General features: G+C 69.6%; 25 protein-coding genes, 1 pseudogene and 1 riboswitch. Of the genes and pseudogenes, 12 read left to right on the top strand and 14 right to left on the bottom strand.

Going from position 1 to position 25,534, the window contains the following annotated elements:
- Positions 1 to 2: 2 nt before the first annotated feature.
- Genes OM960_RS10355 through OM960_RS10335 form a run of 5 tightly spaced genes read right to left on the bottom strand, consistent with a single transcriptional unit; the run spans position 3 to position 6,455 of the window.
- A complete protein-coding gene (locus tag OM960_RS10355; RefSeq protein WP_264771901.1) occupies positions 3 to 632 on the bottom strand; it encodes a precorrin-8X methylmutase in 630 nt (209 codons plus the stop codon).
- The gene (cobG, locus tag OM960_RS10350) at positions 622 to 1,800 is read right to left on the bottom strand and encodes a precorrin-3B synthase (RefSeq protein WP_264771900.1); all 1,179 of its coding nucleotides are present in this window, start codon (positions 1,798 to 1,800) and stop codon (positions 622 to 624) included. Before cobG ends, OM960_RS10355 begins: the two co-directional genes overlap by 11 nt.
- Positions 1,797 to 5,039, bottom strand: a complete 3,243-nt coding sequence (gene cobN / locus OM960_RS10345; RefSeq protein ID WP_264771899.1) for a cobaltochelatase subunit CobN — start codon at positions 5,037 to 5,039, stop codon at positions 1,797 to 1,799. The genes cobG and cobN overlap by 4 nt, the downstream gene beginning before the upstream one ends.
- A gap of 6 nt (positions 5,040 to 5,045) precedes the next feature.
- The gene (cobW, locus tag OM960_RS10340; RefSeq protein ID WP_264771898.1) at positions 5,046 to 6,095 is read right to left on the bottom strand and encodes a cobalamin biosynthesis protein CobW; all 1,050 of its coding nucleotides are present in this window, start codon (positions 6,093 to 6,095) and stop codon (positions 5,046 to 5,048) included.
- Entirely contained in the window at positions 6,096 to 6,455 is a 360-nt protein-coding gene (locus OM960_RS10335) for a DUF1636 family protein (protein WP_263338113.1), read from the bottom strand.
- Between the two features lie 87 nt (positions 6,456 to 6,542).
- Positions 6,543 to 6,765, bottom strand: a riboswitch (cobalamin riboswitch).
- A gap of 38 nt (positions 6,766 to 6,803) precedes the next feature.
- On the opposite strand from OM960_RS10335, the gene OM960_RS10330 reads away from it, so the two are divergent.
- The 5 genes from OM960_RS10330 (at position 6,804) to OM960_RS10310 (ending at position 10,942) form a co-directional block, all read left to right on the top strand.
- Positions 6,804 to 7,988, top strand: a complete 1,185-nt coding sequence (locus OM960_RS10330) for an NnrS family protein (protein ID WP_264771897.1) — start codon at positions 6,804 to 6,806, stop codon at positions 7,986 to 7,988.
- Between the two features lie 66 nt (positions 7,989 to 8,054).
- Positions 8,055 to 8,678 carry a cob(I)yrinic acid a,c-diamide adenosyltransferase gene (cobO, locus tag OM960_RS10325; RefSeq protein ID WP_263338109.1) on the top strand — a complete coding sequence of 208 codons (624 nt, stop codon included), beginning with the start codon at positions 8,055 to 8,057 and terminating at the stop codon, positions 8,676 to 8,678.
- The gene (locus OM960_RS10320; protein WP_264771896.1) at positions 8,678 to 9,022 is read left to right on the top strand and encodes a Lin0512 family protein; all 345 of its coding nucleotides are present in this window, start codon (positions 8,678 to 8,680) and stop codon (positions 9,020 to 9,022) included. The genes cobO and OM960_RS10320 overlap by 1 nt, the downstream gene beginning before the upstream one ends.
- The gene (locus OM960_RS10315; protein ID WP_263338104.1) at positions 9,019 to 9,363 is read left to right on the top strand and encodes a Lin0512 family protein; all 345 of its coding nucleotides are present in this window, start codon (positions 9,019 to 9,021) and stop codon (positions 9,361 to 9,363) included. Before OM960_RS10320 ends, OM960_RS10315 begins: the two co-directional genes overlap by 4 nt.
- A 136-nt stretch (positions 9,364 to 9,499) precedes the next feature.
- Positions 9,500 to 10,942 carry a cobyric acid synthase gene (locus OM960_RS10310; RefSeq protein WP_264771895.1) on the top strand — a complete coding sequence of 481 codons (1,443 nt, stop codon included), beginning with the start codon at positions 9,500 to 9,502 and terminating at the stop codon, positions 10,940 to 10,942.
- Positions 10,943 to 11,011: 69 nt separating this feature from the next.
- Here the strand turns inward: OM960_RS10310 and bluB are convergent, their stop codons facing one another.
- The 5 genes from bluB to OM960_RS10285 are packed head-to-tail and all read right to left on the bottom strand — an operon-like array spanning position 11,012 to position 14,959.
- Complete coding sequence (gene bluB / locus OM960_RS10305; protein ID WP_264771894.1) at positions 11,012 to 11,635, bottom strand: 5,6-dimethylbenzimidazole synthase; 624 nt, start codon at positions 11,633 to 11,635, stop codon at positions 11,012 to 11,014.
- Between the two features lie 14 nt (positions 11,636 to 11,649).
- Positions 11,650 to 12,612 (bottom strand): threonine-phosphate decarboxylase CobD, encoded by a 963-nt coding sequence (cobD, locus tag OM960_RS10300; RefSeq protein ID WP_264771893.1) that lies wholly within the window; start codon positions 12,610 to 12,612, stop codon positions 11,650 to 11,652.
- A gap of 12 nt (positions 12,613 to 12,624) precedes the next feature.
- Positions 12,625 to 13,566, bottom strand: a complete 942-nt coding sequence (cbiB, locus tag OM960_RS10295) for an adenosylcobinamide-phosphate synthase CbiB (protein ID WP_264771892.1) — start codon at positions 13,564 to 13,566, stop codon at positions 12,625 to 12,627.
- A complete protein-coding gene (locus OM960_RS10290) occupies positions 13,563 to 14,384 on the bottom strand; it encodes a propanediol utilization protein (RefSeq protein ID WP_264771891.1) in 822 nt (273 codons plus the stop codon). The genes cbiB and OM960_RS10290 overlap by 4 nt, the downstream gene beginning before the upstream one ends.
- Positions 14,381 to 14,959 carry a histidine phosphatase family protein gene (locus OM960_RS10285; protein ID WP_264771890.1) on the bottom strand — a complete coding sequence of 193 codons (579 nt, stop codon included), beginning with the start codon at positions 14,957 to 14,959 and terminating at the stop codon, positions 14,381 to 14,383. The genes OM960_RS10290 and OM960_RS10285 overlap by 4 nt, the downstream gene beginning before the upstream one ends.
- Positions 14,960 to 15,010: 51 nt before the next feature.
- Here OM960_RS10285 and cobU point away from each other — a divergent pair, with 51 nt between their 5' ends.
- The 5 genes from cobU to OM960_RS10260 all read left to right on the top strand — a co-directional run bounded on the left by cobU (position 15,011) and on the right by OM960_RS10260 (position 20,163).
- Positions 15,011 to 15,517, top strand: coding sequence for a bifunctional adenosylcobinamide kinase/adenosylcobinamide-phosphate guanylyltransferase (cobU, locus tag OM960_RS10280; RefSeq protein ID WP_263338083.1), 507 nt, complete (start codon positions 15,011 to 15,013; stop codon positions 15,515 to 15,517).
- 1 nt (position 15,518) lies between these two features.
- Positions 15,519 to 16,538: a nicotinate-nucleotide--dimethylbenzimidazole phosphoribosyltransferase gene (gene cobT, locus OM960_RS10275; protein WP_264771889.1), complete on the top strand. Its 1,020-nt coding sequence runs from the start codon at positions 15,519 to 15,521 to the stop codon at positions 16,536 to 16,538.
- The gene (gene cobS / locus OM960_RS10270) at positions 16,535 to 17,284 is read left to right on the top strand and encodes an adenosylcobinamide-GDP ribazoletransferase (RefSeq protein WP_264771888.1); all 750 of its coding nucleotides are present in this window, start codon (positions 16,535 to 16,537) and stop codon (positions 17,282 to 17,284) included. The genes cobT and cobS overlap by 4 nt, the downstream gene beginning before the upstream one ends.
- A gap of 106 nt (positions 17,285 to 17,390) precedes the next feature.
- The gene (locus tag OM960_RS10265; protein WP_264771887.1) at positions 17,391 to 18,764 is read left to right on the top strand and encodes an aspartate aminotransferase family protein; all 1,374 of its coding nucleotides are present in this window, start codon (positions 17,391 to 17,393) and stop codon (positions 18,762 to 18,764) included.
- A 7-nt stretch (positions 18,765 to 18,771) separates the two neighbouring features.
- The gene (locus tag OM960_RS10260) at positions 18,772 to 20,163 is read left to right on the top strand and encodes a glutamine synthetase family protein (protein WP_263338073.1); all 1,392 of its coding nucleotides are present in this window, start codon (positions 18,772 to 18,774) and stop codon (positions 20,161 to 20,163) included.
- 38 nt (positions 20,164 to 20,201) lie between these two features.
- Here the strand turns inward: OM960_RS10260 and tdh are convergent, their stop codons facing one another.
- From tdh to OM960_RS10240, 4 genes are all read right to left on the bottom strand, one after another.
- Complete coding sequence (tdh, locus tag OM960_RS10255; protein ID WP_263338352.1) at positions 20,202 to 21,227, bottom strand: L-threonine 3-dehydrogenase; 1,026 nt, start codon at positions 21,225 to 21,227, stop codon at positions 20,202 to 20,204.
- An 11-nt stretch (positions 21,228 to 21,238) separates the two neighbouring features.
- On the bottom strand, positions 21,239 to 22,429 hold the full coding sequence (locus OM960_RS10250; RefSeq protein WP_264771886.1) for a glycine C-acetyltransferase: 1,191 nt from the start codon (positions 22,427 to 22,429) through the stop codon (positions 21,239 to 21,241).
- 149 nt (positions 22,430 to 22,578) lie between these two features.
- On the bottom strand, positions 22,579 to 23,139 hold the full coding sequence (locus OM960_RS10245) for a helix-turn-helix domain-containing protein (protein WP_263338070.1): 561 nt from the start codon (positions 23,137 to 23,139) through the stop codon (positions 22,579 to 22,581).
- A gap of 31 nt (positions 23,140 to 23,170) precedes the next feature.
- Complete coding sequence (locus tag OM960_RS10240; RefSeq protein ID WP_263338066.1) at positions 23,171 to 24,088, bottom strand: LysR family transcriptional regulator; 918 nt, start codon at positions 24,086 to 24,088, stop codon at positions 23,171 to 23,173.
- Positions 24,089 to 24,181: 93 nt separating this feature from the next.
- Here OM960_RS10240 and OM960_RS10235 point away from each other — a divergent pair, with 93 nt between their 5' ends.
- The gene (locus OM960_RS10235) at positions 24,182 to 25,387 is read left to right on the top strand and encodes a pyridoxal phosphate-dependent aminotransferase (RefSeq protein ID WP_264771885.1); all 1,206 of its coding nucleotides are present in this window, start codon (positions 24,182 to 24,184) and stop codon (positions 25,385 to 25,387) included.
- An 8-nt stretch (positions 25,388 to 25,395) separates the two neighbouring features.
- Positions 25,396 to 25,534 (top strand): annotated as a pseudogene (locus OM960_RS10230) (acyl-CoA dehydrogenase); the annotation flags it as partial.

Below are 25,534 nucleotides of genomic sequence, written 5' to 3'. Positions count from 1 at the left end.
GTTCATTCCTTCCGGCTCGCGAGCGCGTTGACGGCGGCGACGGTGATCGCCGAGCCGCCGAGGCGGCCCTTCACGATGACCGAGGGCACCGGCAGGTCCTCCATCAGCGCGTCCTTCGATTCGGCCGCACCCACGAAGCCCACCGGGCAGCCGATGATCGCCGCGGGGCGCGGGCAGGCCGGGTCCTCGAGCATGTTCAGGAGGTGAAAGAGCGCGGTCGGCGCGTTGCCGATGGCGACGACGGCCCCTTCCAGATGCGGCCGCCACAGCTCCAGCGCGGCGGCGGAGCGGGTGTTGCCCATCTCCTTCGCCAATTCGGGCACGCGCGGATCCTGCAGCGTGCAGATGACCGCGTTGTTGGCGGGCAGGCGCGCCCGGGTGATCCCCTCGCTGACCATGCGTGCGTCGCAGAGGATCGGCGCGCCGGCCTCAAGTGCTGCTCGGGCGGCGATCGCCATGCCGGGGGAGAAGCGGACGTGTTCCTCAAGCCCCACCATCCCGGCGGCATGGATCATGCGGACGACGACGACCTCCTCCTCGGGGGTGAAGCGCGCGAGGTCGGCCTCGGCGCGGATGGTGGCGAAGCTCTCGCGGTAAATCGCGGCGCCGTCGGTCTGGTAGCTATGGGGCATCTTCGGTCTCGGTGAGAAGGGCGGGGGTGGCGGTGAGCGTCGCGGGCGAGAGCCCGGTCCGCGAAGGCGTGTCGGCGGCGGTGCCGTTCCGGATCAGGTCGATGGCGCCACCCGTGCGGCCGACGAGCGTCAGGGCCGAGGGTGCGGGATGGGCGCAGCCCTTGGCGCAGCCGGAGACATGGAGCCGGCCGACGGAGGCAAGCGACGTGCTGAGCGCGCGCGCCAGCGGCCGCGTCTCGATCAGCGCCTGCGGGCAGCCGGGGGCGCCGGTGCAGGCGGTCACCCGCAGCATCGGGTCGGCGGGATCGGTGATGAGGCCGGGAATGGCGGGCGCCTGGGTGGCGCCCTCGATCAGGATCATGCGCCAGGGCGTGATCCGCAAAGCACCGTTTTCGGCAAGAATAGACAAGGTTTCGGCCGCCATCTGGCCGAATTCGAAGCCGACGAGGTAGCCGAGCGGCAGAGGTCCCGGCGCGGGGGCGGGGGCGCTCGCGCGCGGCAGCGCCGGGATCTCGGTGAACAGCTCGGGCAGGCGCGCGCCGCGCGCCAGATGCGCCGCCATGCGGCCGCGACCCTCGGGCGCGCCGCCGGTTTCAAGGAACCATTCCGCGAGCCTCAGCGCCTGCCGCGCCGCGCTCTCTATCGTCGCCTCGGCGCCGGAGCCCATGCCATCGGCGCGGACCAGAAGGACGCCGCCGGGGCCGCGCTCGATGCGGATATCGGCGGAGGTTTCCGACAGGACCGGCTCGGCGCCGCAATCGACCGCATAGCCGAACTTGCCCGGCGTCTGCGGCGCGCCCGGATGGCCCAGCGCCTCGGTGAGCGACCGCACCACCTCCTGCACCCCGTCGCCGTCCTGCCAGTAGGGCGTGACGGTGATGTTGCGGCGGCTCTCGGCCTCGGTCGTCTCGTCGATGAGGCCAAGGGCGGAAAGACCCTCAATCAGCGGCCCATGCGCCGCCTCGGTGACGCCGCGAAGCTGGACATTGGCGCGGGCGGAGAGGTCGATGAGCCCGTTGCCATGGCGCGCCGACAGTTCGGCTATGCCCTTCGCCTGCGTGGGCGTCAGCCGTCCGCCGCGCGGACGGACGCGGACGACGAGGCCGTCGCCCGACATCATCGGACGAAGCGCGCCGGGGCACCAGCCCTTGACGATCGGCTCGTTCATTGCCCCGTCTCCATCGCGATGGAGTTGCGCCGGGTGATCCAGAGCCCAGCATCGCGGAGCGCGGCGAAGCGGTCGCGCATCGCCTGCAGGGCGGCGGGGTTCTCGCGTTCGAGGAAGGCCACGACGTCGTCCCGGCCGAGCGTCGCCTCATGGTAGAGATCGAAGAGATGCGCCGGGACCGCGCGGGCGAGATGGGCGAAGGCCGCCATGTGGTCGAGCGTCGCCGCGATCTCGGCCGCGCCGCGGAAGCCGTGCCGCACCATGCCGTCGGCCCAGTCGGGGTTCGTCGCACGGGCGCGGACGACGCGGCCGATCTCCTCGGAGAGCGTCCGGGCGCGCGGCGCGTCGGGGCGGGTCGCGTCCAGATGGTAGAGCGCGGGTGCTTCTCCGCCGAGCCGTGCGACGGCGGCGGCAAACCCGCCCTCATGCGCGGCGTAGTCGGAGGCGAGCAGCAGGTCGGTCTCGGCGAGGTCCTGGATATGGACGAAGCCGTCGGCACCCTTCACCTGCTCTTCAAGCGCTGCGCGGGCGGGATGGGCCGCGCCCGAGGCGTCGATGGCCCATTCGGAGCCCGACAGCCAGGCCTCGCCGGCGGCATGCTGGCCCTCGGGGCCGTAATCCTCGATCGCCTCGCCCATCGCGAGGCCGTAGAGGCCCGGCTTCGGCCCGAAGACACGGGGGCTGGCGCGCAGATAGGGGTTGTCCTCGGGCGCTTCCTCGCGTTCGGCAAGGGTCTTGGCGGCGGCTTCGAAAAGCTGGGCGAGGCCGGGAAAAACGTCTCTGAACAGGCCGGAAACGCGCAAGGTCACGTCGATCCGGGGGCGACGCAAAAGCGCGAGCGGGATCACCTCGAAGCCCGCGACCCGCTCCGATCCCTCGTCCCATTTCGGGGTGAGGCCCGCGAGATGCAGCGCCATCGCGAATTCCTCGCCCGCCGTGCGCATCGTCGCCGAGCCCCAGAGGTCGACGACCAGAGATTTCGGCCAGTCGCCGTGGTCCTGAAGGTGTCGGCGGAGGAGTTCCTCGGCGAGCTTCACGCCCTGCGCATGAGCGGCGCGCGAGGGCACGGCGCGGGGGTCGGTGGTGAAGAGGTTGCGGCCCGTCGGCAGAACGTCCGACCGGCCACGGAAGGGCGAGCCGGAGGGGCCGGCCTCGACCCTTTGGCCGTTCAGCGCGGCGAGGAGCCCTGCGCGTTCCTCAGGCCCGCACTGGCCGGCGCCGAAGATGTGCAAGCCGTCGCCGTACTGGCTTTCCTTGATGTCGCAGACGAAGCGGTCGATGCGGGTGATCGCCACGGCAGGCGAGGCATCCTCGGGGATGCCGAGATCGTCCTCGACGCCGCGTCCCTTGGCCTCGTCGCGGATCGACTGGATCAGCCGGTCGCGGCGGGCGGGGTCGAGCCCGTCGGCGGTCGAGTATTCATCAAGGAGGCGTTCGAGCCGGGTCAGGTCCTCGGGCACCGCGCTTTCCACCAGAGGCGGCGGCAGGTGGCCGATGGTCACGGCGCCGATCCGGCGCTTGGCCTGGGCGGCCTCGCCGGGGTCGTTGACGATGAAGGGATAGATGACCGGCAGGGCACCGGTCAGCGCCTCGGGCCAGCAGTCGGCGGAAAGGGCGACCGACTTGCCCGGCAGCCATTCGAGCGTGCCATGCGCGCCGATATGGATCAGCGCGTGAAGCCCCTGCGCCCGGAGCCAGAGGTAGAAGGCGACATAGGCGTGGCGCGGGGTGCGGGAGAGGTCGTGGTAATCGTCCGCGCGCGTCGCCACCTCGCCGCGTTCAGGTTGCAGGGCAACGATGGCCTTGCCTCGGCGAAGGGCGTGGAAGCGGAACTGGCCATCCGTGACGGAGGGATCGGTCTCGGGTGCGCCCCAGGCGGCGAAGAGCGCGTCGTGCAAGGAGACTGGAAGGCCTGAAACAGTGTCTAGATAGGCCGAAACCGGCCATTCCAGCGTCTCGGTGATCAGCGCCGATCCGAGCCCCGCGCCGCTCTCGACAGCGTGGCCCTCGGTGGCGAGCGCCGCAAGGATGCCGTCGGCCGAGGCCAGCGCGTCGAGGCCGACGGCATGGGCGAGCTGGTGCGCCTTGCCGGGATAGGTGGAAAGGATGAGGGCGGTGTTGCGCTCCGCCGCCGGGGTCTTCGCGAGGCGGTGCCAGCCCGCGATGCGGTCGGCGACAGCGGCGATCCGGTCCGGGTCGGCGCGGTGGGCGAAGCGGGAATACTGCAGGTCGGGGTCGCGGCGGCCGGGGCTCTTGAAGCTCGCGACACCCGCGAAGATGCGGCCGTCGACCTCGGGCAGCACCACATGCATGGCGAGATCGGCGGGCGAGAGACCGCGTTCGGCCTCGGCCCAGTCCTTCTTTCGCGCGGTCGAAAGCGCCACCTGGAAGACCGGGCAGCCGGTGGCGTCGAGGGGCGAGGCGGAACCGTCGGCACCTTTCGCCGAGAAGGCGGTGGCATTGACGATGGCGGCGGGCTTCAGCCGGGTCAGCTCGGCGCGGAGCCAGGCGGCGGCGGCCGGGTCCTTCAGCGAGGCGGCATAGGCGCCGATGGCGGCGAAGCCACGCTCTTCCAGCGCCGCGATCAGCGCGTCGACCGGGTCGGTATCGGCCGAGGTGAGGTAGGAGCGGTAGAAGGTGACGACGGCGAACGGGCGGTCGGAGGCGTCGGGCGCCGTCACCACGCCCTTGGCCGGACGGTACCAGCCGAAGGTCGGCACGGTCTTGTCACCGATCACCGGCCCGGCATAGAGGCCGGCGGCCAGCGCCATCTGTTGCAGCGCGGCCTGCGCGGCTACCGCACCGCCCGCGTCGCAGAGCGATTGCAGCCGGCGCAGGGTCGATTTCGGCAGGGTCGAGAGCTCGTCGAGCCGCGCATCTTCGCGCCCGTCGGCGGGCAGGATCGCCAGCGCGATGCCCCTGCGCCGGGCGAGATCCTGCACCTGCGCGAGACCATAGGGCCAGTAGCTCTCGCCGCCGATCAGGCGGATGAGGATGCCTTTCGCCTCGCCAAGCGTCTGCTCGGCATAGGTGTCGACGGACAGCGGATGGCGCAGGGCCACGAGGTTCGCCAGCCGCAGCGTCGGCAGCCCGCCGTCAGCGCGATGCCAGCCCGCCGCGAAAGCGCCGAGGTCGCTATCGGAGAAGGACAGCACCACGAGCTCGGCCGGGTCCTGGCCGAGATCGCGGGGCGTGTCGGTCTCTTCCAACCCGTGGCTTTCGCGGAAGACGACATGCATGGGGGATCAGGCCTCCACGGCGACCGGGACGAGGACGCTGCGAATCGCGTCGAGGTCGACGTCATGGTGCTCGCCGATCACCACGAGCTTCGAGGCGCGGGGCGCATCGCCCCAGGGCTTGTCGTATTGCGCCCGGATCCGCGTGCCGACGGCCTGCACCAGCATTCGCATCGGCTTGCCCGCGACCGCGACATAGCCCTTCACGCGGAGGATGTTCTGCTCCTCGGCCAGCCGGGTGATCGCCGCCTTCAGCGCCTCGGGGTCGGCGACTTCCGGCAGGTCGATCACAACCGTGTCGAAATCGTCGTGCTCGTGGTCGTCATGGCCGTCATGATGCGAAGGCCGGGCGTCGAGGTCGTCCTCGGCGGCGGCATTCAGCCCGAGGATGACGGCGGGGTCGATGCGGCCTTCCTCCATTGCGAGGATCGGCAGCTTGCGCGGCGCTTCGGCCTCGATCACCGCGCGGGCGCTGGCAAGACCAGCCTCGCCGGCGAGATCGGCCTTCGACAGGAGCACGATGTCGGCGCAGGAGATCTGGTCCTCGAATACCTCCGACAGCGGCGTCTCGTGGTCGATCGAGTCATCGGCCTCGCGCTGGGCCTGGACCGCGTCGACATCGGGGGCGAAGCGGCCGGCGGCGACCGCCTCGGCATCGGCGAGCGCGATGACACCGTCGACGGTGATGCGCGAACGGATCGCGGGCCAGTCGAAGGCCTTCAGGAGCGGCTTCGGCAGGGCAAGGCCCGAGGTCTCGATCAGGATATGGTCGGGGCGCTGCGGCAGCGCCATCAGCGCCTCGATCGTCGGGATGAAGTCGTCGGCGACGGTGCAGCAGATGCAGCCATTGGCCAGCTCGACGATGTTCTCGGCCGGGCAGTTGTCGTCGGCGCAGGACTTGAGGATGTCGCCGTCGACGCCGACGGTGCCGAACTCGTTGACCAGAACCGCGAGGCGCTTGCCTTGCGGGTTCTGCATGAGATGCCGGATCAGCGTCGTCTTGCCCGCACCGAGGAAGCCGGTGATGACGGTGACGGGGATCTTGTTCAGGTCAGACATTCAGCTCTCCATCGGGGGGATGCGGGCAAGCGATTGCTTGCGGAAGATCTGGGGGCGCTCGCGCCAGGGGACGATCCCGTCCCCAGTCGCGGCATAGGCGGCCGCACCGGCGAGGATGTCTTCGACATGCTCATCCGGGTTGAGCCCGCGATAGACGTAGGACCAGCGGCCGGGGCCGCTCAAAGCGATGTTGCAGCCGTGGTCGCAGGCGGACAGGCACTCGACCGGCACGATTTGGACGCCCTCGGGCGCACCGGCGGCCTGAAGCGCCTCAAGGAGACGGGTGCCCGGGCGCACCTCGTCCTCCGGGATGGGCTGGCCCATCCGGCAGGTTGTGCAGACATGAAGCGTCACGGTCACGCGCGGCTCATCCTTCTCCCTTACGGAAAGGGGCGGCCTGCGGGGGGCGATCCTGCCCCGAGCCGGTCGCGGAACCCCCCGTCCGCCGTCACAACGTCCTCGCTGGCAGGTCTCCCGGCTTGCGGATGCCGGGGCTTTCGCCCCGACGGCCCCTCCCCCTTCCCGGCATCTCGCCAGTGGGCCTCGGGGGGCCTCTCCGGTCACGGTCGCGGGGGCGGCTGCGCTTCGGCGCCGGACCACTTGTGGTCGCAAAGCCTGTCGCATTCCCTCTTCGCCTGCCTTAGGCAGGAACCAGCGCGCCTCTCCTGAGGCATTGACGCGCATCTTGTCAAGCAAGCACGGCCCCGCATGAACGGTTACGAAGCCCCGACGCACAGGAACGACCCGGCGGGTGCCGCGGGCGGCATCCTCGCCACCGCGCACCGTCCGATGTTCCTCGCCGCCGGGCTCTGGGCGGTCGTCGTGATCGGCTGGCGGGCCTTCGGCGAATCGGGCGGGCCGGCGGCGGATGCGCTGGGCTCGGCCACGCTCTGGCACGCGCACGAGATGCTCTTCGGCTTCGCAGGCGCCGCCTTCGCGGGCTACACTCTCACCGCCGCGCCGAGCTGGAGCCACCGCCCGCCCGCCTCCGGCGCGCGGATCCTGATCCTGACGCTCATCTGGATCGCCGCCCGGCTCGCGCTCGCCGGGCTGCCTGCGCTGCCACTGCCGCTCGTCGCGGCCACGAGCGCGGGGTTCTTCGCCTGGCTCGCGCTGCTGCTCGGGCGCGAGGCCGTCGCCGGGCGCTCGGCCAAGGGCGGTCTGCAGGCGGGTTTCGCGGCACTCCTCGGCCTTGCCGATCTCGCCGTGCTCGGTGCCGGGGCCGATCCCCGCGCCGCGATCCTCGTCTTCGCGCTGATCCTCTCGGTCATCGGCGGCCGCATGGTCCGCGCCTTCACCGAGAACCGCGTCGCAGCGGAACATGCCCCGCCGGTGCCCGCAGCCGAGCGAGTGGCCCACATCGGCGGCGCCGCGATCCTCGCGGCACTTCTCGCCACGCTTGCCGGGGCCGAAACGCTTGCTGGCGTGGCCCTGATCGCCGGGGCCGGGGCCGAGGCGCTCCGGCTCGCGCTCTGGCAGCGGGCGGCGGTACGGCATGACGCGCTGCTCCTGATGCTGCATCTCGGCTTTCTCTGGCTGCCGGTCGGGCTTTGCCTCACCGGCCTCGCACGGCTGGGTGTGCCGCTCCTTGCCGAACCGGATGCGCTGCACGCGCTTACGGCGGGCGCGATGTCCTGCCTGATCTACGCGGTGGCCGCCCGTTCGGTGGCGCGGCGCGCGCCCGACCGGCTCGTCGCCGGCTGGCCGAACATCGCAGGCTTCGCCCTCGTCTGGCTCTCGGCCTGGTTGCGGATCGCCCAGAGCGCGGTTCCGGAACTGAGCCAGCTCGCGGCGCTCCTCTGGATCGCCGGCTGGACGCTCTTTCTGATTGCCCTCGCCCCGACCTTGCGTGGCGCGCCGCAACGCCCGGTCTTCAGCGGGCCGCGCGCATGAGCCGCCCCTCGCCATCCGCCCCGCAATCGCCTATTGAACACCGACCCGACGACAAGAGGGACCGCCATGACCACGCCCACGCCCCCGAGTGACGCCGAGCGCCACGCCCAGAAGATGGCCAAGAAGAAGGCCGCCCGCGACAAGATCATGGCGACGAAGGAAGGCGAGAAGGGCCTGATCATCGTTCATACCGGCGCGGGCAAGGGCAAGTCCTCCTCCGGCTTCGGCATGATCCTGCGCTGCATCGCGCATGGGATGCCCTCGGCCGTCGTGCAGTTCATCAAGGGCGCCTGGTCAACCGGCGAGCGCACACTGATCGAGGCGCATTTCGGCGATCTCTGCCAGTTTCACGCGATGGGCGAGGGCTTCACCTGGGAAACGCAGGACAAGGAGCGCGACATCGCGGCGGCACGGAAGGGCTGGGAGAAGGCCAAGGAGCTGATCCGCGACGAGCGCATCAGGATGGTGCTCCTCGACGAGATCAACATCGCGCTTCGCTACGACTATCTCGACATTGCCGAGGTCGTGGCCTTCCTGAAGGACGAGAAGCCGGCGATGACCCATGTCGTGCTGACAGGCCGCAACGCCAAGGAGGAGCTGATCGAGATCGCCGATCTGGTGACCGAGATGACGCTGATCAAGCATCCGTTCCGGTCGGGGATCAAGGGTCAGAAGGGGGTCGAGTTCTGATGGCGGTGCGGCGTCTCCTGACCGAGTTCGGCATGGGCACCAGCCTGCGCCGGCAGGACTATACCGAGGCCGCGATCCGCGCGGTGAAGGATGCGCTCTGGCACAATTCGATAAACCTCGCGGAGTTGTTCGGGCGACCGAAGGGCGACATGCTGATCGATGTGGAGATCGGCGTGCAGGCGCCCGACAGGGTCGATTCCGCCGCTATCCTTGCGGTCTTCCCCTACGGCCAGCCGAAAGTGACGCTTGTTAAGGGCGGCCTTGACGTGCCGCGCGCCGATGGTGGCAACCCGACGGTGATCGCCAATGCGGCGGTTTCGGTCTCGCTGGAGGTTGGCCCATGAGCGATCAGCGCTTCATCATCGAAATGGGTATGGGCAACGACCAGTACGGGCGGGACTACCAGAAGGCCGCCCGGCGCGCGATCGAGGACGCGATCCGCCATTCGTCGATCCCGATGTTCGACGCGCTCGATCTCGACCACGCCGAGATGCGGGTCGTGGTGACGGTGGGAGTGCAGAAGCCGGAGGCTGTGGATTGCGCCGCGCTCGCCGCTGGCCTGCCTCGCGGCCGGATTTCAGTCACAACGGTCGAAGGCGGGCTCGATGTCATCAATCCCGACAGCGGCAACGTGATCGTCATCGCCACGGCGGCTGTCGAGGCGTTCCTGCCATTTCGGGGCTGAGTGATGCCGCCGCGTCTTCGCAAGCCATGCAGGTGCGCGCCTTCGGATCTGCGCCGGGACCTTGCCGGGGGCGGTGGCCGGGGGCGCTGCCCCCGGACCCCCGGGGTACTTGGACAATGAAGAAGGCGGGTACACTGTGAAGGCGCTGATGATCCAGGGCTGCGGCTCCAATGTCGGCAAGTCGCTCCTCGTGGCCGGGCTCTGCCGCGCAGCCAAACGGCGGGGGCTGTCGGTGGCGCCGTTCAAGCCGCAGAACATGTCGAACAACGCCGCCGTCACCGTGGACGGAGGCGAGATCGGGCGGGCGCAGGCACTTCAGGCGCTGGCCTCGGGGCTCGCGCCGCATACCGACATGAATCCGGTCCTTCTCAAGCCCGAAACCGATACCGGGGCGCAGGTCGTTGTGCAGGGAAAGAGACTGACGACGGTACGGGCAAGAGACTATTCCGCCCTGAAACCGCAACTTCTGGCTTCGGTTCTCGAGAGCTTCACGCGTCTGAAAGCCGCCCATGACCTCGTCATCGTCGAGGGTGCGGGCAGCCCGGCAGAGATCAATCTGCGCAGAGGCGACATCGCGAACATGGGGTTCGCGCGTGCGGCCGACGTGCCGGTGGTGCTTGCCGGCGACATCGACCGCGGCGGCGTGATCGGCCAGATCGTCGGCACCCAGGCGGTGCTCGACCCCGAGGACGCCGCCATGGTCGCGGGGTTCCTCATCAACAAGTTCCGTGGCGACCCCGCGCTCTTCGACGACGGCTACCGGCTGATCGAGGCGCGCACCGGCTGGCGCGGCTTCGGCGTGCTGCCCTATTTTCTGGGCGCCGCGAAGCTGCCCGCCGAGGATGCGCTCGACCTCGGCGGCGCCACGGCGGGCGGGCCGCTGAAGATCGCCTGCCTCGCGCTGTCGCGCATCGCCAATTTCGACGATCTAGACCCGCTGAAGCTGGAGCCCGCCGTCAGCCTCACGATGGTGCGCTCCGGTGACGCCATCCCCGGCGACGCGAGCCTCGTCATACTCCCCGGCTCCAAGTCGACCCGCGGCGATCTGGCCTTTCTGCGACAGCAGGGCTGGGACATCGACCTTGCCGCCCATGTCCGGCGCGGCGGTCATGTGCTCGGCATCTGCGGCGGCTACCAGATGCTTGGACAATGCATCGCCGATCCCGACGGGATCGAGGGCGAACCGGGCGAGACCCCCGGCCTCGGCCTTCTCGACGTCACAACGGTGATGACCCCCGACAAGCGGCTCACCCGTACCGCCGCCGTCCATGCGGCCACCGGCACCTTGATGGAGGGCTACGAGATCCATATCGGCCGGACCGATGGTCCCGATCGCACTCGTCCCTTCGCTCATGTCGAGGGCGCGCCCGAAGGCGCCTGTTCCGCCGATGGCCGTGTCACCGGCAGCTACCTGCACGGCATGTTCACAACGGACGCCTTCCGCGCCGCCTTCCTCGCCCGGCTCGGCGCCCCCTCGACCGCCACCTACGGCACCAGTATCGAGACCACGCTCGACGCGCTGGCCGACCACATGGAGGCGCATCTTGACGTGGAGGGTCTGCTCTCCCTCGCGCGCTGAGCCCTTCTTCTTTTCGAAAGTATCCCGGGGGAGTCGCCGCGGAAGCGGCGACGGGGGCAGCGCCCCCGCCTACCTCTCCTCCCACTCCGTCGGCTGGTTTCCCTGCCAGCCGACCCGGTGCAGGAGCGGCGTGTCATCGTCGAATTCCGGCCAGCCCAAGCAGAGATAGGCACTGAAATGCCAATCATCCGGCACGTCGAAGAGCCGTTCGATCACCGCTGGATCGACGATCGACACCATACCGAGGCCGAGATTTTCCGCCCGCGCCGCGAGCCACAGCGTCAGGATCGCCATCGCGGTCGACTGGTGCAGCGTCTCGGGCATGGTGCGGCGGCCAAGACCGCGCCCCGCGGCCGGATCGGTCACGGTGAAGACCGCGAGATGCTCCGGCGCGGCGTCGAGACCCGCGAGCTTGAGCTTGACGTATTCCGCGCGGGCCGCGCTGTCATAGGCCGCCGCGGCTTCGGCGTTGCAGCGTTCGAACTCGGCCCGCACGCCGGCGCGCAAGCCGGCGTCGCGCACCCGCAACACCCGCCACGGCCGGGCGTTGCCGACCGAGGGCGCCCAGCCCATCGCCTCCCTGAGCCGCTCCAGCACCGCTTCGGAAACCGGATCTGTCCGGAAATGCCGCACGTCGCGCCGCCAGCGCAGGATCCGCTCCAGTGCCCGCCGTTCCTCGCGATCGAATTCCATTCCGCCCCCCGCTCTCAGGCCGGCGCGGCGGCGAGCCGCGCCCATTCCGCCGCATTCCCCGGCAGGCCGAGCCGGATCCAGCCCGACGCATAGGGAAAGATCCGCGACCAGATCCGCGCCCGCGCCAGGCGCTCCTGCGCCGTCGCCGCGTCGCCGCAGTCGTAAAGCCGGAACAGCGCGCTGCCGCCGATGCTGCGCCAACCCGCAGCCTCGGCCATCGCGTCGAGCCGCTCCGTCTCGGCCGCGAGCCGCGCGCTGGTCGCGACCGCCCAGTCGCGGTCCATGAGCGCGGCGCGGCCGACCTCGATCGCGGCGCCGGAGACCGGCCAGGGACCGGCCATCTCGGCGAGCGCTGCGATTTCCTCCTCCGCGCCGAGCACGAAGCCGAGCCTGAGCCCCGCGAGGCCGTAGAACTTTCCGAAAGACCGCAAGATGAACATTCCGGGCCGACCGGCCGCCGCTGCGATCGACAGGCCGGGGTCGGGATCGGCGAAGCTCTCGTCAACGACGAGGCAGGTCACGCCGCCGGCCAGCCGCAGCAAATCCTCGGGCTTGTACCGTTTGCCGTCGGGGTTGTTCGGATTAACCACGATCGCAAGGTCGGCGCCCTCAAGCGCGGCGAGATCTCCGACCTCGGCGACCTGCCAGCCCGCGGCGCGCAGGGCGGCGGCGTGCTCGTTGTAGGTCGGCGCGAGGATGCGCGCCCGGCCGGGCGCCGCGGTTCGCGGGATCATCTGGATCGCCGCCTGCGCGCCGGCGACCGGCAGGATCGCGGCGGGACAGCGATAGGCGGCGCGGGCGGCCTCGACGAGCGACGCCGTCGCCGCACGGGTCGGCAGCGTCGTCCAGGCCTCAGGCGAGATCGCGGGCAAGGGATAGGGCACCCGGTTGATGCCGGTCGAGAGATCGATCCAGTCCGCCGCGTCACCGCCGTAATGCGCGATTGCCCAGTCGATATTGCCGCCGTGATCGCGCATGCGCCCTCCGCCTCAGATCAGCGCGCATAGCGCGACGACGGCTGCGAGGGCAAGCATTGCGAAGCGGTAGAGGCCGAGCGCCCGGCCGATGTCCGTGGCACCTGGATCGGCTCCGCCCGCATTGACCCAGGGTTCGTCCGCGACCCGGTCGGCATAGACCCGCGGGCCGGAGAGGCGGATGCCAAGCGCGCCGGCCATCGCCGCTTCCGGCCAGCCGGCATTGGGCGAGCGGTGATGGCCCGCATCGCGCCGCATCGTCGCGAGCGCCTCTTTAGGCCGCGTCGAGACCGCGGCGAAGAGAAGCCCGGCGAGCCGCGCCGGGATCAGGTTCACCACGTCGTCGATCCGCGCCGAGGCCCAGCCGAAGGCCTCGTGGCGCGGGGTCCGATGGCCGATCATCGAATCGAGCGTGTTGATCGCCTTGTAGGCCGCGAGGCCGGGCAGGCCGAAGATCACGCCCCAGAAGACCGGCGCGACGATGCCGTCGGAGGTGTTCTCGGCCAGGCTCTCGATCGCGGCGCGCGCGACGCCGGCCTGGTCGAGCCGCGAAGGGTCACGCCCGACGATCATCGACACGGCATGGCGCGCGCCGTCGAGATTGCCGGCCTCCAGCGGTGCGGCCACCGCAGCGACGTGCTCGTGCATCGAGCGGAGCGCGACGAAGGGCCAGGCGAGGATACCGCCGAGGAGGACCCCGAACCAGCCGGAGGGCAGGAACCAGGTCAGGATCCAGGCGAGATTCGCTGCGACCATGATAACCACGAGCGCCGCAACGATCCCGGCTATGCGGCGCCCGTGCTCGTCTGACGCTTCGAGGTTCAGCCATGCGTCGAGCCGCACAATCAGCGTGCCGATCCAGGTCACCGGATGCCCGATCGCCGCATAGAGCCATTTCGGCCAGCCCAGCGCCACATCGAGCACCAGCGCCACAAGCACGATTGCCGCGCCGCTCATCCCTTGCCTCCCACCTCGAACCGGACGTTACCGCGTAGGCCCGCGCGCCTGAGCGTCGCGGCGATATCCTCGGGCATGTCGCCACGCCGGAATAGCAGCGCCCGCGCCGATCCGGTATGGGCAATCACAAAGCCCGCGGCGCCGGTCGCGCGGGCCAGCGCCTCGGTCGGATCGCCCTCCGGCCCGCGCAGCGCGAGCGTGCGCCGCGCCGATTCCGCGGCGAGCGCCGCCACCGCCGCGCCGTCGCCGGCTTCCGCCGCCGCGCGCCACGGCGCGATCAGGTCGGCGATGTCGGGAAAGTCCATGTCGCGCGCCTCGGTCCGCCGGTGCGGACCGTAGAAGCCGCCGACCACGTCGAGCGCGGGCAGCGGCGGCAACCGGTCGAGCACCACCGCCCGGCGCGAGGCCCAGAGAAGCCGCTCGGGCACGTCGAACATGAGGGGATCGCTCGCACCCTCGGTCGCGACACAGGCGCGCGCGAGATCGTGCGGTCCCGATCTGGCCCCCGCAAGGCGGGCGAGCGCCACCAGTGCCGCGGTCGAAGCTCCGGCGCCACCGCCGGCCGGCATCGTCGCGCGCAGCATCACCCGGCCGTTGAGCCGACAGCGCAGCGCGGTCAGGAGCCGCCGCGCCCGCGCCGGGCCGAGCAGCATCTGCCCCGCCCCATGCACCGCGAGGCCCGGCCCCGGCACATGGCGCGCGGTCACCGCGAGCACCGGACAGGGCAGCGTAACCAGCGCGACCGGTCCGCCGGGCCCGATCCGGCCTTGCAGGAATTCTCCGAAATGCCCGGCGACCCGAACGGCGGCCGCGCTCATCCTGGCACCCAGTTCACGCCGATCACCGACCAGCCGCCGCCCTCCAGAAGCCGCAGCCGGGTGACCGACAGGGGCGCGATCTCGAAGGCGAGCCCTTGCGCCGGATTGCCGAGCGCCAGCGCCAGCGCCGCCCGCGCGGTGCCGGCATGGGCCACCACGGCGACCCGCCCGCCGCAGGCCGCGCGGCGAAGCGCCGGTGCCACGCGCGCGCAGAGATCGGCGAAGCTTTCGCCGCGCGGCGGGCGGTGATCGGCGAGTTCCGCAGGCGGCAGTGGCCCGAGATCGGGCAGTTCGGCATAGGGCCGGCCTTCCCAGTCGCCGAAATCCTGTTCCCAGAGGGCGGCATCCAGTTCCGGCTCCGCGAGATCGGGCCAGAGCGCCGCGGCGGTCTGGCGGCACCGCAGCGCCGGGCTGACCACGATGCGGTCGGGCGTACCCAGCGCGGCGCGCGTTGCCTCGATCCGTTCCACATCGCCGCAATCGGCCGGCACGTCGGTGCGGCCGCAGAGCTTGCCCTGGCTCAAGGCCGGCGCATGGCGGATCAGAATCAGCTCTGTCGCAGCCCCGCCCTTCACCGTCGCATTCTCCCTTTCACACGCGGCCCGTTTCTGCTTTGTCAGCGAGCCATGGGCAAGACGATACTCATCACCGGCGGCGCGAGATCCGGCAAAAGCGGCATTGCCGAGACGATGACGCTCGGCCTTGGCCCGCGTGCGGTCTATATCGCCACCGCCGAGGCGCATGACGCCGAGATGGAAAAGCGCATCGCCACCCATCAGGCGCGACGCGGCGCGGAGTGGACCACCCATGCCGAACCGCTCGACCTGACGGAAGCACTTCAGGCAACCGACGGCCAGGGGCCCCGGCTCGTCGACTGCCTGACGCTCTGGCTCTCGAACCTGATGTTCTCGGGCCGCGACTGGCAGGAGGAGGCGCGCGCGATGATCGCCGCACTGCCCGCCCAGCGCGACCCGGTGATCTTCGTCACCAACGAAGTCGGCGGCGGCATCGTCCCCGACAACGCGCTCGCCCGCGAGTTCCGCGACGCGGCCGGGCTGCTTAACCAACGGGTCGCGGCGGCGGTGGACGAAGTCCATCTCGCCGTCTGCGGCCTGCCCCTGAAAGTGAAATGACATGAGCCTTCCGCGCATCTCCTCCCTCGACCAGATCCCGCTGCTTGCCGACCGGCTGCCCGATGCCGACGCCGCCGCCGCCGAAGCGGCCCGCGCGCGGCAGAACTCTCTCACGAAGCCGCCGGGATCGCTTGGCCGGCTCGAGACGCTGGCCGAGTTCATGGCGACCTGGCGCGGCACGGCGCGGCCGGAGATCTGGCGGGCGCAGGCGCTCGTCTTCGCCGGCAACCACGGCATCTGCGCGCAAGGAGTGAACCCCTATCCGCAGGAAGTCACCGCGCAGATGGTGGCGAATTTCGAGACCGGCGGCGCGGCGATCAACCAGCTCTGTGCGGTGAACGGCGCCGAGCTGTCGGTCGTGGCGCTCGACCTCGACCGGCCGACGGGGGACTTCACCGAAGGCCCGGCGATGTCGGAGACCGACTGCCTCGACGCGCTCTGGCAGGGCGCCTCGGCGGTGGACGAAGGTGCGGACATTCTTGTCCTCGGCGAAATGGGGATCGGCAACTCGACCGTCGCGGCGGCGCTGGCAGCGGCTTGTTTCGGCGGCGACGTGGCGGAGTGGACGGGGCCCGGAACAGGCTCTGACAAGGCCGGAATCACGCGCAAGATCGACGCGATCGAGCGCGGGCTGAAGCGCCACGAGGGCGTGATCGGCAACGCGCCGGCGATCCTTGCCGCCCTTGGCGGGCGCGAACAGGCGGCGATCTGCGGCGCGGTGCTGGCGGCGCGGGCGGCGCGGATCCCGGTGATCCTCGACGGCTTCATCTGCACCGCCGCGGCGGCGGTTCTCTATGCCGTCGACAAGCGGCTTCTCGACCATTGCCTCGTCGGCCATGTCTCGGCCGAGCCCGGTCACCGCAAACTCCTGGCCGCGATCCACAAGCGCCCGGTCCTCGAATTCGACATGCGGCTCGGCGAGGGCTCGGGCGCGGCGCTGGCGCTCGGAATCGTGCGGGCGGCGCTGGCCTGCCACAACGGCATGGCCACCTTCGGCGAGGCGGGGGTGTCGGAGGCATGAGGCCTTCGCGCGCGGGCGAGATCCGGCTGGCCTTCATGCTCCTGAGCCGCCTGCCGGCCGGGCGCATCGAGGGCGAGGCGCCCGCGATGGCGGCGTCGTCCTGGGCCTGGCCGCTCGTCGGTGTCGCGGTCGGCGCGATCATGGCGCTCGTCTGCGGGTCCGCGCTGTGGCTTGGCCTGCCGCCCCTGATGGCGGCACTTCTGGCGCTCGCCGCCGGGGCGCTGGCCACCGGGGCGATGCATGAGGACGGGCTTGCCGACCTCGCCGACGGCTTCGGCGGCGGCCGCGACCGGGCGCGCAAGCTCGAGATCATGCGCGACAGCCGGATCGGCTCCTACGGGGTCGTGGCGCTGGTCCTTGCCCTGGCCTTCCGCGCGATCGGCATCTCGACCCTGGCCGAGGCCGGATCGGCCACCGCCGCGCTCGTCGGCATCGCGGCGGCGAGCCGGGCGGTGCTGCCGGCCGCGCTGGTCATGATGCCGGCAGCGCGCGGCGACGGGCTTGGTCACTCTGCCGCCGGGAGCGGTCCGGCGCCGGCGCTGGTCGCTGCCGGGATCGGCTTTCTCTGCCTCCTGCCCTTGGGCTTCGGAACCGCGGTCGTGGCGGGGGGCGCGATGGCGCTGGCCGCGACGCTCCTTGCCGGCCTCGCCCTGCGGCAGATCGGCGGCCAGACCGGCGATGTCATGGGCGCGATGCAGCAGGTGGCCGAGGTCGCCGGCTGGGCAGTCCTTTCCGCATCGGTTTGATCAAACACTGGTCATGGGCATAGCATCAGGCTATCGGTACCATAATTTGCCATCTTCCAATTTGATCAAATTTGGAGGATAAGGGCGCAACGCAAGGAGTGGCGCCATGAACCAGCATCCCGATCTGATCGCCGGAATCGCCCGGACCCGCCTCAAGACCATCGCGAAACGCGAGGCCGAACGCTTCGCCAAGGCGCGGCCGAAGACGCGAGCGGCGCTTGCGGGAGGTGCCGACGCCTATCTCGACGCGGTGCCGATGCACTGGATGAAGGACTGGCCGATGCCCTTCCCGATGCTGGTGGAGACCGCGCGGGGTGCGCGGCTCACCGATATCGACGGCAACGAGGTCGACGATTTCTGCCTTGGCGACACCGGCTCGATGTTCGGCCATTCGCCGGAACCGGTCGCGAAGGCGATTCGCAAGCAGGCGCGATACGGGCTGACCTACATGCTGCCGACCGAGGCCGCTTTGGAGGCGGGGCGGCTCCTGACCGAGCGTTTCGGCGAATTCCATTGGCAGATCGCCACGACCGCGACGGATGCCAACCGCTTCGCCATTCGCGTGGCCCGGGCGGTCACCGGCAAGCCCAAGGTCCTCGTGTTCCACGGCTGCTATCACGGCACCGTCGATGACGCGATGGTGGAACTCGCGAACGGCAAGACCGTCACGCGGCCCGGCCTCACCGGCCAGGTCGCCGACCTCACCAAGGTCGCCGCCTGCGCGGAGTTCAACGATCTCGACAGCGTCGAGGCGGCCCTCAAGACCGGCGAGATCGCGGCGATCCTGACCGAACCGGTGATGACCAATTCCTGCATGGTCCTGCCCGAACCGGGCTTCCATGACGGCTTGCGCAAGCTCGCCACCAAGCACGGCGCGCTGCTGATCATCGACGAGACCCACACGATTTCCTCGGGCCTCGGCGGTTACACCGGCGTCCACGGCCTCGACCCCGACATTTTCGTCGTCGGAAAATGCGTGGCCGGTGGCATGCCCACCGCGGTCTGGGGGCTGCGGCCGAAACTGGCCAAGGCCTATATCCGCTACAATGCCGGCCGCGCCTCGGGTCATTCCGGCATGGGCACGACGCTGTCTGCGAACCCGATGCAGTTCGCCTGCCTTCGCGCGACCCTCGCCGAGGTGATGACCAAGGCCACTTACGACCACATGGAGAAGGGCGCGGAAAGGCTCTATTCCGGCCTGAAACGGGTTATCGAGGCGCATGGCGCCCCCTGGCATGTCGTCCGCGTCGGCGCGCGGGTCGAGTTCATCTGCGCCCCCGGCCCCTTGAAAAACGGGACCGAGGCGGGCGCCGCCCATATGCCTGAGGTCGAGGCGACCTTGCACACCGCGCTTCTCAATCGCGGCTGCCTGATCGCGCCCTTCCACAACATGATGCTGGTCAGCCCCGCGACGAAAAAGCGCCAGATCGACCAGCTCATCGCCGCCTTCGACGCCATCCTTTCCGAACTCTTTGCCTGAGGACACCATGACCAATCCCTGCCCCTCGGGCGCGACCCTCGCCGAGGCCGAGGACTTCCTCGCCGAACATCCCGAGATCGAGGCTGTGGACATCGTGCTCCACGATTCGAACGGCATCGGCCGCGGCAAGATCATCCGCCGCCACGAGCTGCCCTCGCTCTACAAGTCCGGCCGGCACATGCCGATCTCGATCCTCGGCCTCGACATCTGCGGCGAGGACGTGCACGAGACCGGCCTGATCTGGGACAAGGGCGACGGCGACCTCCGCGCCTGGCCGATTCCCGGCACGCTGAAGGTCCTGCACAACACCACCCCGCCGCGCGCCGAGGTGCTGATGTCGCTCTACGAGCTCGACGGGCGGCCGATGACCTCGGATCCCCGCCACGCGCTCCAGCGCCAAGTCGATGAATTCGCCAAGCGCGGTCTGAAACCCGCGGGGGCCTTCGAGCTGGAATTCTTCCTGCTCGCCAAGGAGCGCGGCCCCGACGGCAGGGTCCGCCCCGCCGCCGACGTGCTCGACGGGCGCGACAGCCACAAGACCGAGGTCTATTCGGTCGATCACCTGCACGGGATGCTGCCCCTCTTCTCTGACATCTACGCTGGCGCGGCCAAGGCCGGGATCACGGCGGAGACGATGATCTCGGAATATGCACCGGGCCAGTACGAACTGACGCTGCACTACCGCGAGGACGTGATGCAGGCGGCCGACGACCTGATGCGGCTGAAGCGGATCGTTCGGGCGCAGGCGCGCGCGCACGGGGTCGTCGCCTGTTTCATGGCCAAGCCCATCGCCGACTACGCCGGCTCGGGCATGCATTTCCACGTCTCCCTGATGAACGAGAAGGGCGAGAACGTCTTTGCCGAGAAGAAGCCTGGCAAGTGGGAGACCATGCTCCTTCACGCGCTCGGCGGGCTCCGGGCGACGATGGCGGAATCGATGCTGGTCTTCGCGCCGCATCTCAATTCCTGGCGCCGCTTCGCCAACCAGAGCTACGCGCCGATCTCGACCGCCTGGGGGGTGAACAACCGCTCTGTGGCACTTCGCGTGCCCGCCGGCGACGTGAAGGCGCGGCGGATCGAGCATCGGCCCTCGGGCGTCGACGCCAATCCCTATCTCGTCGCCGCGACCGTGCTCGCGGGCATTCTCCACGGCTTCGACAAGAAGCTCGATCCCGGCCCGGAGACCACCGGCAATGCCTATGCCGAGGATCCGGAAGGGCCGGAGATCCCGCGCGAATGGCGCGCGGCGATCGAGGCGGCGCGGAACTCGGAGTTCCTTAAGCAGGCGCTCGGCGAGGACATGCACCGCACCTTCGTCGAGGTGAAGGCCGCGGAGTATGCCCGCGTTGCCCGCACGATCTCGGAAGTCGATTACGACCTCTACCTGCACACGGTCTGATCGCACCGGCCCGGCCCCGCGGGGACCGGACCCGGCGCTCAGGTCCAGTCGAGCACGACCTTGCCGCTCTTGCCCGAGCGCATGATCTCGAACCCGTCGCGGAAGTCATCGACCTTGAAACGGTGGGTGATGACGCGGCGGATATCGAGGCCGTTCTCCAGCATCGCGATCATCTTGTACCAGGTCTCGAAGATCTCGCGGCCATAGACGCCCTTGATGGTGATCGCCTTGAAGACGATGCGGGACCAGTCCACCGGGCTCTTGCCCGGCGGGATGCCGAGCATCGCGATCCGCCCGCCCATCACCATGTTCTCGACCATCTGGTCGAGCGCGGCCTGGCTGCCTGACATCTCCATGCCGACGTCGAAGCCCTCCTTCATCTTCAGGGCGCCCTCGACGTCCTTCAGATCCTGTTTCGCGACGTTCACCGGGATCACGTCGGTGACCTGCGCGGCAAGGTCGAGCCGGTCCTGATTGATATCGGTGATCACCACATGCCGCGCGCCGACATGGCGGGCAACGGCGGCGGCCATGATGCCGATCGGGCCCGCGCCGGTGATCAGCACGTCCTCGCCGACGAGATCGAACGACAGCGCAGTATGGACGGCGTTGCCCAATGGATCGAGGATCGCCCCGATCTCGTCGTCGATCTCGTCGGGCAGCGGCACCACGTTGAAGGCGGGAAGCCTCAGGTACTCGGCAAATGCCCCTTGCTCGTTCACGCCGATCCCCCGCGTCGCGGGGTCGAGGTGGAACTTGCCGGCACGACTCTGCCGCGACTGCTTGCCGATCAGATGGCCCTCGCCCGAACAGCGTTGGCCGATGGTCAGCCCCTCGACGTTCTTGCCGATCTCGACGATCTCGCCGGCGAATTCATGCCCCGTGACAAGACCCACGGGCACCGTCTTCGCCGCCCATTCGTCCCAGTTCCAGATATGGATATCGGTGCCGCAGATCCCGGTCTTGCGGATCCGGATCAGCACGTCGTCCGCGCCGATCTCCGGCACCGGGCGGTGCTCCATCCAGAGCCCGACCTCGGGCTTCGCCTTCGCCAGTGCCTTCATGTCATTGCGCATCAGATCGCTCCCACCGCCTTGCCCGCTGCCCAGAAGGCGTCGAGCGCGAAATCGAGATCAGCGCGCGTCAGCCGCGCGTTCATCTGGGTCCGGATTCGCGCCTGCCCCTTCGGCACGACCGGGAAGAAGAAGCCCGCGACATAGACGCCGCGCTCGTAGAGCGCCGCCGCCATCTTCTGAGAGAGGGCCGCGTCGCCGAGCATCACCGGCACGATCGGGTGCTCACCCGGCAGGAGGGTGAAGCCCGCCTCCTCCAGCCCCGCGCGCCAGTAGCGGGCATTGTCGAACAAGGACGCTCTGAGATCGTCCGCCGCCTCGACGAGATCGAGCGCGGCGATGCCCGCCGCGACCACGGCCGGCGGCAGCGCGTTCGAGAAGAGATAGGGCCGCGCCCGCTGACGCAAGAGGTCGATGGCCGCCTGCGGCCCGGCGATATAGCCGCCGAGCGCGCCGCCCAGCGCCTTGCCGAGCGTGCCGGTCAGGATATCGACCTCGACCCCGGCATGGGCCGGCGTGCCGCGCCCCTGCGGTCCCATGAACCCGGTCGCGTGGCAATCGTCGACCATGGTGAGCGCGCCGTATTTCTCCGCCAGGGCCACGATCTCCGGCAGCTTCGCGAGATAGCCATCCATCGAGAAGACGCCATCGGTCGCGATCATCACGAAGCGCGCGCCATCCGCCCGCGCCGCCTTGAGCTGCGCCTCGAGATCGGCCATGTCGGAATTGGCGTAACGGTAGCGTTTCGCCTTGCAGAGCCTGATGCCGTCGATGATCGAGGCATGGTTCAGCGCATCCGAGATGATCGCATCCTCCGGCCCCAGCAGCGGCTCGAACAAACCGCCATTGGCGTCGAAACAGGCGGCGAAGAGTATGGAATCGTCCTTGCCGAGGAACCGCGCGATCCGCGCCTCGAGCTCCCGGTGCAGGTCCTGCGTGCCGCAGATGAACCGGACCGAGGCCATGCCGTAACCGTGATCCTCCATCGCCGCCTTCGCCGCCGCGATCAGCGCCGGATGATCGGCCAGCCCGAGGTAGTTGTTGGCGCAGAGATTGAGCACGTCGCGCCCCGCGACCTTCACATGGGCCCCTTGAGCCGAGGTGATCAGCCGCTCGCGCTTGTAAAGCCCCTCGGCCTCGATCCCGCGCAGGGTCTCGCCCAGATGGTCGAGAAAGGTCGCCTTGTCCGACATGACAGAATCTCCTCCCATATGGCGGAACAATATCCGCCAAAACGCCTTTGTCAATATGACGGAATAAAATCCGCTATCCCGGAACTCCTTTCATCTTGCCCCAACTATCCCCGGGGGGTGCGGGGGACAGGCGCCCCCCCCCCGCGAGGTCAGCTGTTCTGCACGATCAGGATCGCCCGCGCCGGCCCGGCATCGGCCTCGATCCGGTGCGGCCGGTCGGCGAAGTAGCGCGCCGTGTCACCGACGCCCAATCCCTGCACATCATCACCAGACACCACGGTCACCGCACCTTCCAGAACCGTCAGATGCTCGCGGCAGCCCGGCCCGTGCGGATCGCTGACGAGCCGCCCCCCGGCATCGAATCGCAGATCGTAAACCTCGTGCTCGCCGGCCGCCTCGGCAGGCGAGAGGATCCGGATCCGCACCCCCTGCCCGCGGCCCGCGATCACCGGCGCCGCTTCGGCCCGGATCACCTCGATCCCGGGCGCGGTCCGGCCCTCGAGAAGCCCCGCGAAATCGACCTGCAACGCCTGCGTCAGGTTCCACAGCGTCGCCACCGTCGGGCTGCTCTCTCCCCGCTCGATCTGGCTCACCATCGAGCGCGACACCCCCGAGAGCTTGGCCACGGCATCGAGGCTGAGCCCCTTCGACTTCCGCGCCTCCTTCAGCGAGGCGGCAAGGCGGTCATGGATGTTGGCGCGCGTGTTCATGCGGCAAAGGTGGTCCCGGCGCGCGGAAAGGTCAACGGGGCAGCATCGCCTCGCCGTCGGGGTCGGCGGCCTCCGCCACCAGCCAGTCGCGGAAGGCCTGCAGGGGCGGATACCAGGCGCCGACCGAGGGCCAGACGAGGTAATAGCTGCCCTCGCCCCGGACCGGCCCGCCAAAGACCTCGACGAGCCTCCCGTCCGCCAGTTCGGTCTTGGCGAGGAACTCCGGCAGAAGTGCCACGCCGAGCCCGTGGATCACCGCCTGGATCATCGGCGCGAACTGGTCGAAGAGCATGCCCTGCCCGATCCGCCGCTCGAGCCCGTGATGGGCGAACCAGGCGGCCCAGGCATTCGGCCGGGTCTCGAGTTGCAAAAGCGGCAGACCGATCAGGTCCGATGGCGCCTCGACCGGGTGATCGGCAATAAAGCGCGGCGCGGAACAGGCCACGAGTCGCTCGTCGAAGAGCTTCACCGCGCCGGTGCCGGCCCAGTCTTCGGCCCCGAAATGGATCGCGGCATCGAATCCCTCCTCCTCGAAATCGAAGGGCTTCAGCCGCGTTCCGAGGTTGATCGTGATCCCTGGATGATCGCCAAGAAAGCGCGGAAGGCGCGGCGCCAGCCACCGCGTGCCGAAGGTCGGCAGGATCGCGAGCGAGAGCGTACCGCCCCCGGTATCGGACCTGACCCGCATCGAACCGCGCGAGATGAGGTCCAGCGCCTTCACCACATCGCGGGCATAGGCCAGCGCATGGTCGGTCGGAATGAGCCGCCGCCGCTCGCGCAGAAAGAGCGTCACGCCCAACTGCGCCTCGAGGTTCTGGATCAGCCGGCTCACCGCACCCTGGGTCAGGTCGAGGTCGCGGGCGGCGGCGAGCGTCGAGCCGGTCCGGACGACCGATTCGAAAGCCGTGAGCAGGGAAATCGACGGGAGGAGTCGACGGGGCATCGCCATTGTATTCGCTCCATGCATATATCAAGGCCACAATATCGGTATCCATGCGGCATACAATGGCCCATAAGGCATAAAACCGCGCATGAGGCCGCCATGTCCGATCCGTTCCGCCGCTCCGCCCGCATCGACGCGGTCGAACTCTCCGAGATCCTGAAGATTTCCGAGCTCGCCGACGCGCTGAAGCGCGAGGGGCGCGACGTCATCACGCTCGGCACCGGCGAGCCCGACTTCTCGACGCCGCCGCATGTGATCCACGCCGCGCACCAGGCCGCGCTGGCGGGCGAGACCACCTACACCCTTACCGCCGGCACGCTCGAGTTGCGCCGCGCCATCGCCGCGGCCTGCCAGCGCGAGAACGGCTACACGCCGGAAACGGCGGAAATCATAGTCTGCACCGGCGCGAAACAGGTTCTCTACAACGCCTTCGCTGCGACGCTCGACCCCGGTGATGAGGTGCTGATCGTCGCGCCCTATTGGACGAGCTACCCCGACATCGTCACCGTCTGCGACGGCAAGCCAGTTGTCATGCCGACCAGTGCCGAGACCGGGTTCCGCATCACGCCCGAGCAATTGCGCGACGCGATCGGGCCGAACACCCGCTGGCTCCTCCTCAACTCGCCCTCGAACCCCTCGGGCGCGGTCTATTCGGCGGCCGATCTCGAAGCCCTGGCCGAAGTGCTGCGCGACGCGCCCCATGTCGGCATCATGGTCGACGAAATCTACCAGCACATCTCCTACGTCCCGTTCCGCTCTTTCCGCGCCATCGCCTCCGACCTCGCCGACCGCACACTGATCGTGAACGGCGTGTCGAAGAGCTACGCGATGACCGGCTGGCGCATCGGCTGGGGGATCGGACCGAAACGGCTGACCGCGGCAATGCTGGCCGTCCAGAGCCAGATCACCTCGGGCGCGTCCTCGGTCGCCCAAGCGGCGGCCGTCGCCGCGCTGGACGGCGACCAGCAGCTTCTGGCCGAACGCAGCGACGATTTCCGCGAGCGCCGTGACATGCTGGCCGCCGCACTGAATGCGACCGGCGTGCTCGACTGCCCTTCGGCCGACGGCGCCTTCTACCTCTTCCCCGGCTGCGCCCGCGCCTTCGGAAAGGTCACGGCCGGGGGCCGCCGCATCGAGAGCGACGCCGATTTTTGCACCGCACTTCTGGAGGAAGAGGGCGTCGCCCTCGTCCCCGGCCGTGCCTTCGGCACGCCCGGCTATGTGCGGCTCTCCTACGCCTATTCCCGGGCCTCGCTGACCGAGGCCGCCACCCGCATCGCGCGGTTCTGCGCGAATCTGAAGTGAGGACCCAAATGGCTCTGAAACCGAAAGACGCCCCCGACCTGTCGCGCTTCGACTGGGAAGACGCCTTCCGCATGGAAGACCAGCTGACCGAGGAAGAGCGGATGCTCCGCGACGGCGCCCGCGCCTACGCGGCCGAAAAACTCCAGC

Origin of the sequence: Defluviimonas salinarum, assembly GCF_026013545.1 — a bacterium.
Taxonomy (GTDB): Bacteria; Pseudomonadota; Alphaproteobacteria; order Rhodobacterales; family Rhodobacteraceae; genus Albidovulum; species Albidovulum salinarum.
This window is presented reverse-complemented; position numbering and strand designations above follow the sequence as displayed.

What these genes read in the sequence shown, in the direction of transcription:
- OM960_RS10355 (WP_264771901.1), bottom strand. Translation starts at nt 632, where the DNA reads ATGCCCCATAGCTACCAGACCGACGGCGCCGCGATTTACCGCGAGAGC.
- cobG (WP_264771900.1), bottom strand. Translation starts at nt 1,800, where the DNA reads ATGAACGAGCCGATCGTCAAGGGCTGGTGCCCCGGCGCGCTTCGTCCG.
- cobN (WP_264771899.1), bottom strand. Translation starts at nt 5,039, where the DNA reads ATGCATGTCGTCTTCCGCGAAAGCCACGGGTTGGAAGAGACCGACACG.
- cobW (WP_264771898.1), bottom strand. Translation starts at nt 6,095, where the DNA reads ATGTCTGACCTGAACAAGATCCCCGTCACCGTCATCACCGGCTTCCTC.
- OM960_RS10330 (WP_264771897.1), top strand. Translation starts at nt 6,804, where the DNA reads ATGAACGGTTACGAAGCCCCGACGCACAGGAACGACCCGGCGGGTGCC.
- cobO (WP_263338109.1), top strand. Translation starts at nt 8,055, where the DNA reads ATGACCACGCCCACGCCCCCGAGTGACGCCGAGCGCCACGCCCAGAAG.
- OM960_RS10320 (WP_264771896.1), top strand. Translation starts at nt 8,678, where the DNA reads ATGGCGGTGCGGCGTCTCCTGACCGAGTTCGGCATGGGCACCAGCCTG.
- OM960_RS10315 (WP_263338104.1), top strand. Translation starts at nt 9,019, where the DNA reads ATGAGCGATCAGCGCTTCATCATCGAAATGGGTATGGGCAACGACCAG.
- bluB (WP_264771894.1), bottom strand. Translation starts at nt 11,635, where the DNA reads ATGGAATTCGATCGCGAGGAACGGCGGGCACTGGAGCGGATCCTGCGC.
- cobD (WP_264771893.1), bottom strand. Translation starts at nt 12,612, where the DNA reads ATGCGCGATCACGGCGGCAATATCGACTGGGCAATCGCGCATTACGGC.
- cbiB (WP_264771892.1), bottom strand. Translation starts at nt 13,566, where the DNA reads ATGAGCGGCGCGGCAATCGTGCTTGTGGCGCTGGTGCTCGATGTGGCG.
- OM960_RS10290 (WP_264771891.1), bottom strand. Translation starts at nt 14,384, where the DNA reads ATGAGCGCGGCCGCCGTTCGGGTCGCCGGGCATTTCGGAGAATTCCTG.
- cobU (WP_263338083.1), top strand. Translation starts at nt 15,011, where the DNA reads ATGGGCAAGACGATACTCATCACCGGCGGCGCGAGATCCGGCAAAAGC.
- cobT (WP_264771889.1), top strand. Translation starts at nt 15,519, where the DNA reads ATGAGCCTTCCGCGCATCTCCTCCCTCGACCAGATCCCGCTGCTTGCC.
- cobS (WP_264771888.1), top strand. Translation starts at nt 16,535, where the DNA reads ATGAGGCCTTCGCGCGCGGGCGAGATCCGGCTGGCCTTCATGCTCCTG.
- OM960_RS10265 (WP_264771887.1), top strand. Translation starts at nt 17,391, where the DNA reads ATGAACCAGCATCCCGATCTGATCGCCGGAATCGCCCGGACCCGCCTC.
- OM960_RS10260 (WP_263338073.1), top strand. Translation starts at nt 18,772, where the DNA reads ATGACCAATCCCTGCCCCTCGGGCGCGACCCTCGCCGAGGCCGAGGAC.
- tdh (WP_263338352.1), bottom strand. Translation starts at nt 21,227, where the DNA reads ATGAAGGCACTGGCGAAGGCGAAGCCCGAGGTCGGGCTCTGGATGGAG.
- OM960_RS10250 (WP_264771886.1), bottom strand. Translation starts at nt 22,429, where the DNA reads ATGTCGGACAAGGCGACCTTTCTCGACCATCTGGGCGAGACCCTGCGC.
- OM960_RS10245 (WP_263338070.1), bottom strand. Translation starts at nt 23,139, where the DNA reads ATGAACACGCGCGCCAACATCCATGACCGCCTTGCCGCCTCGCTGAAG.
- OM960_RS10240 (WP_263338066.1), bottom strand. Translation starts at nt 24,088, where the DNA reads ATGGCGATGCCCCGTCGACTCCTCCCGTCGATTTCCCTGCTCACGGCT.
- OM960_RS10235 (WP_264771885.1), top strand. Translation starts at nt 24,182, where the DNA reads ATGTCCGATCCGTTCCGCCGCTCCGCCCGCATCGACGCGGTCGAACTC.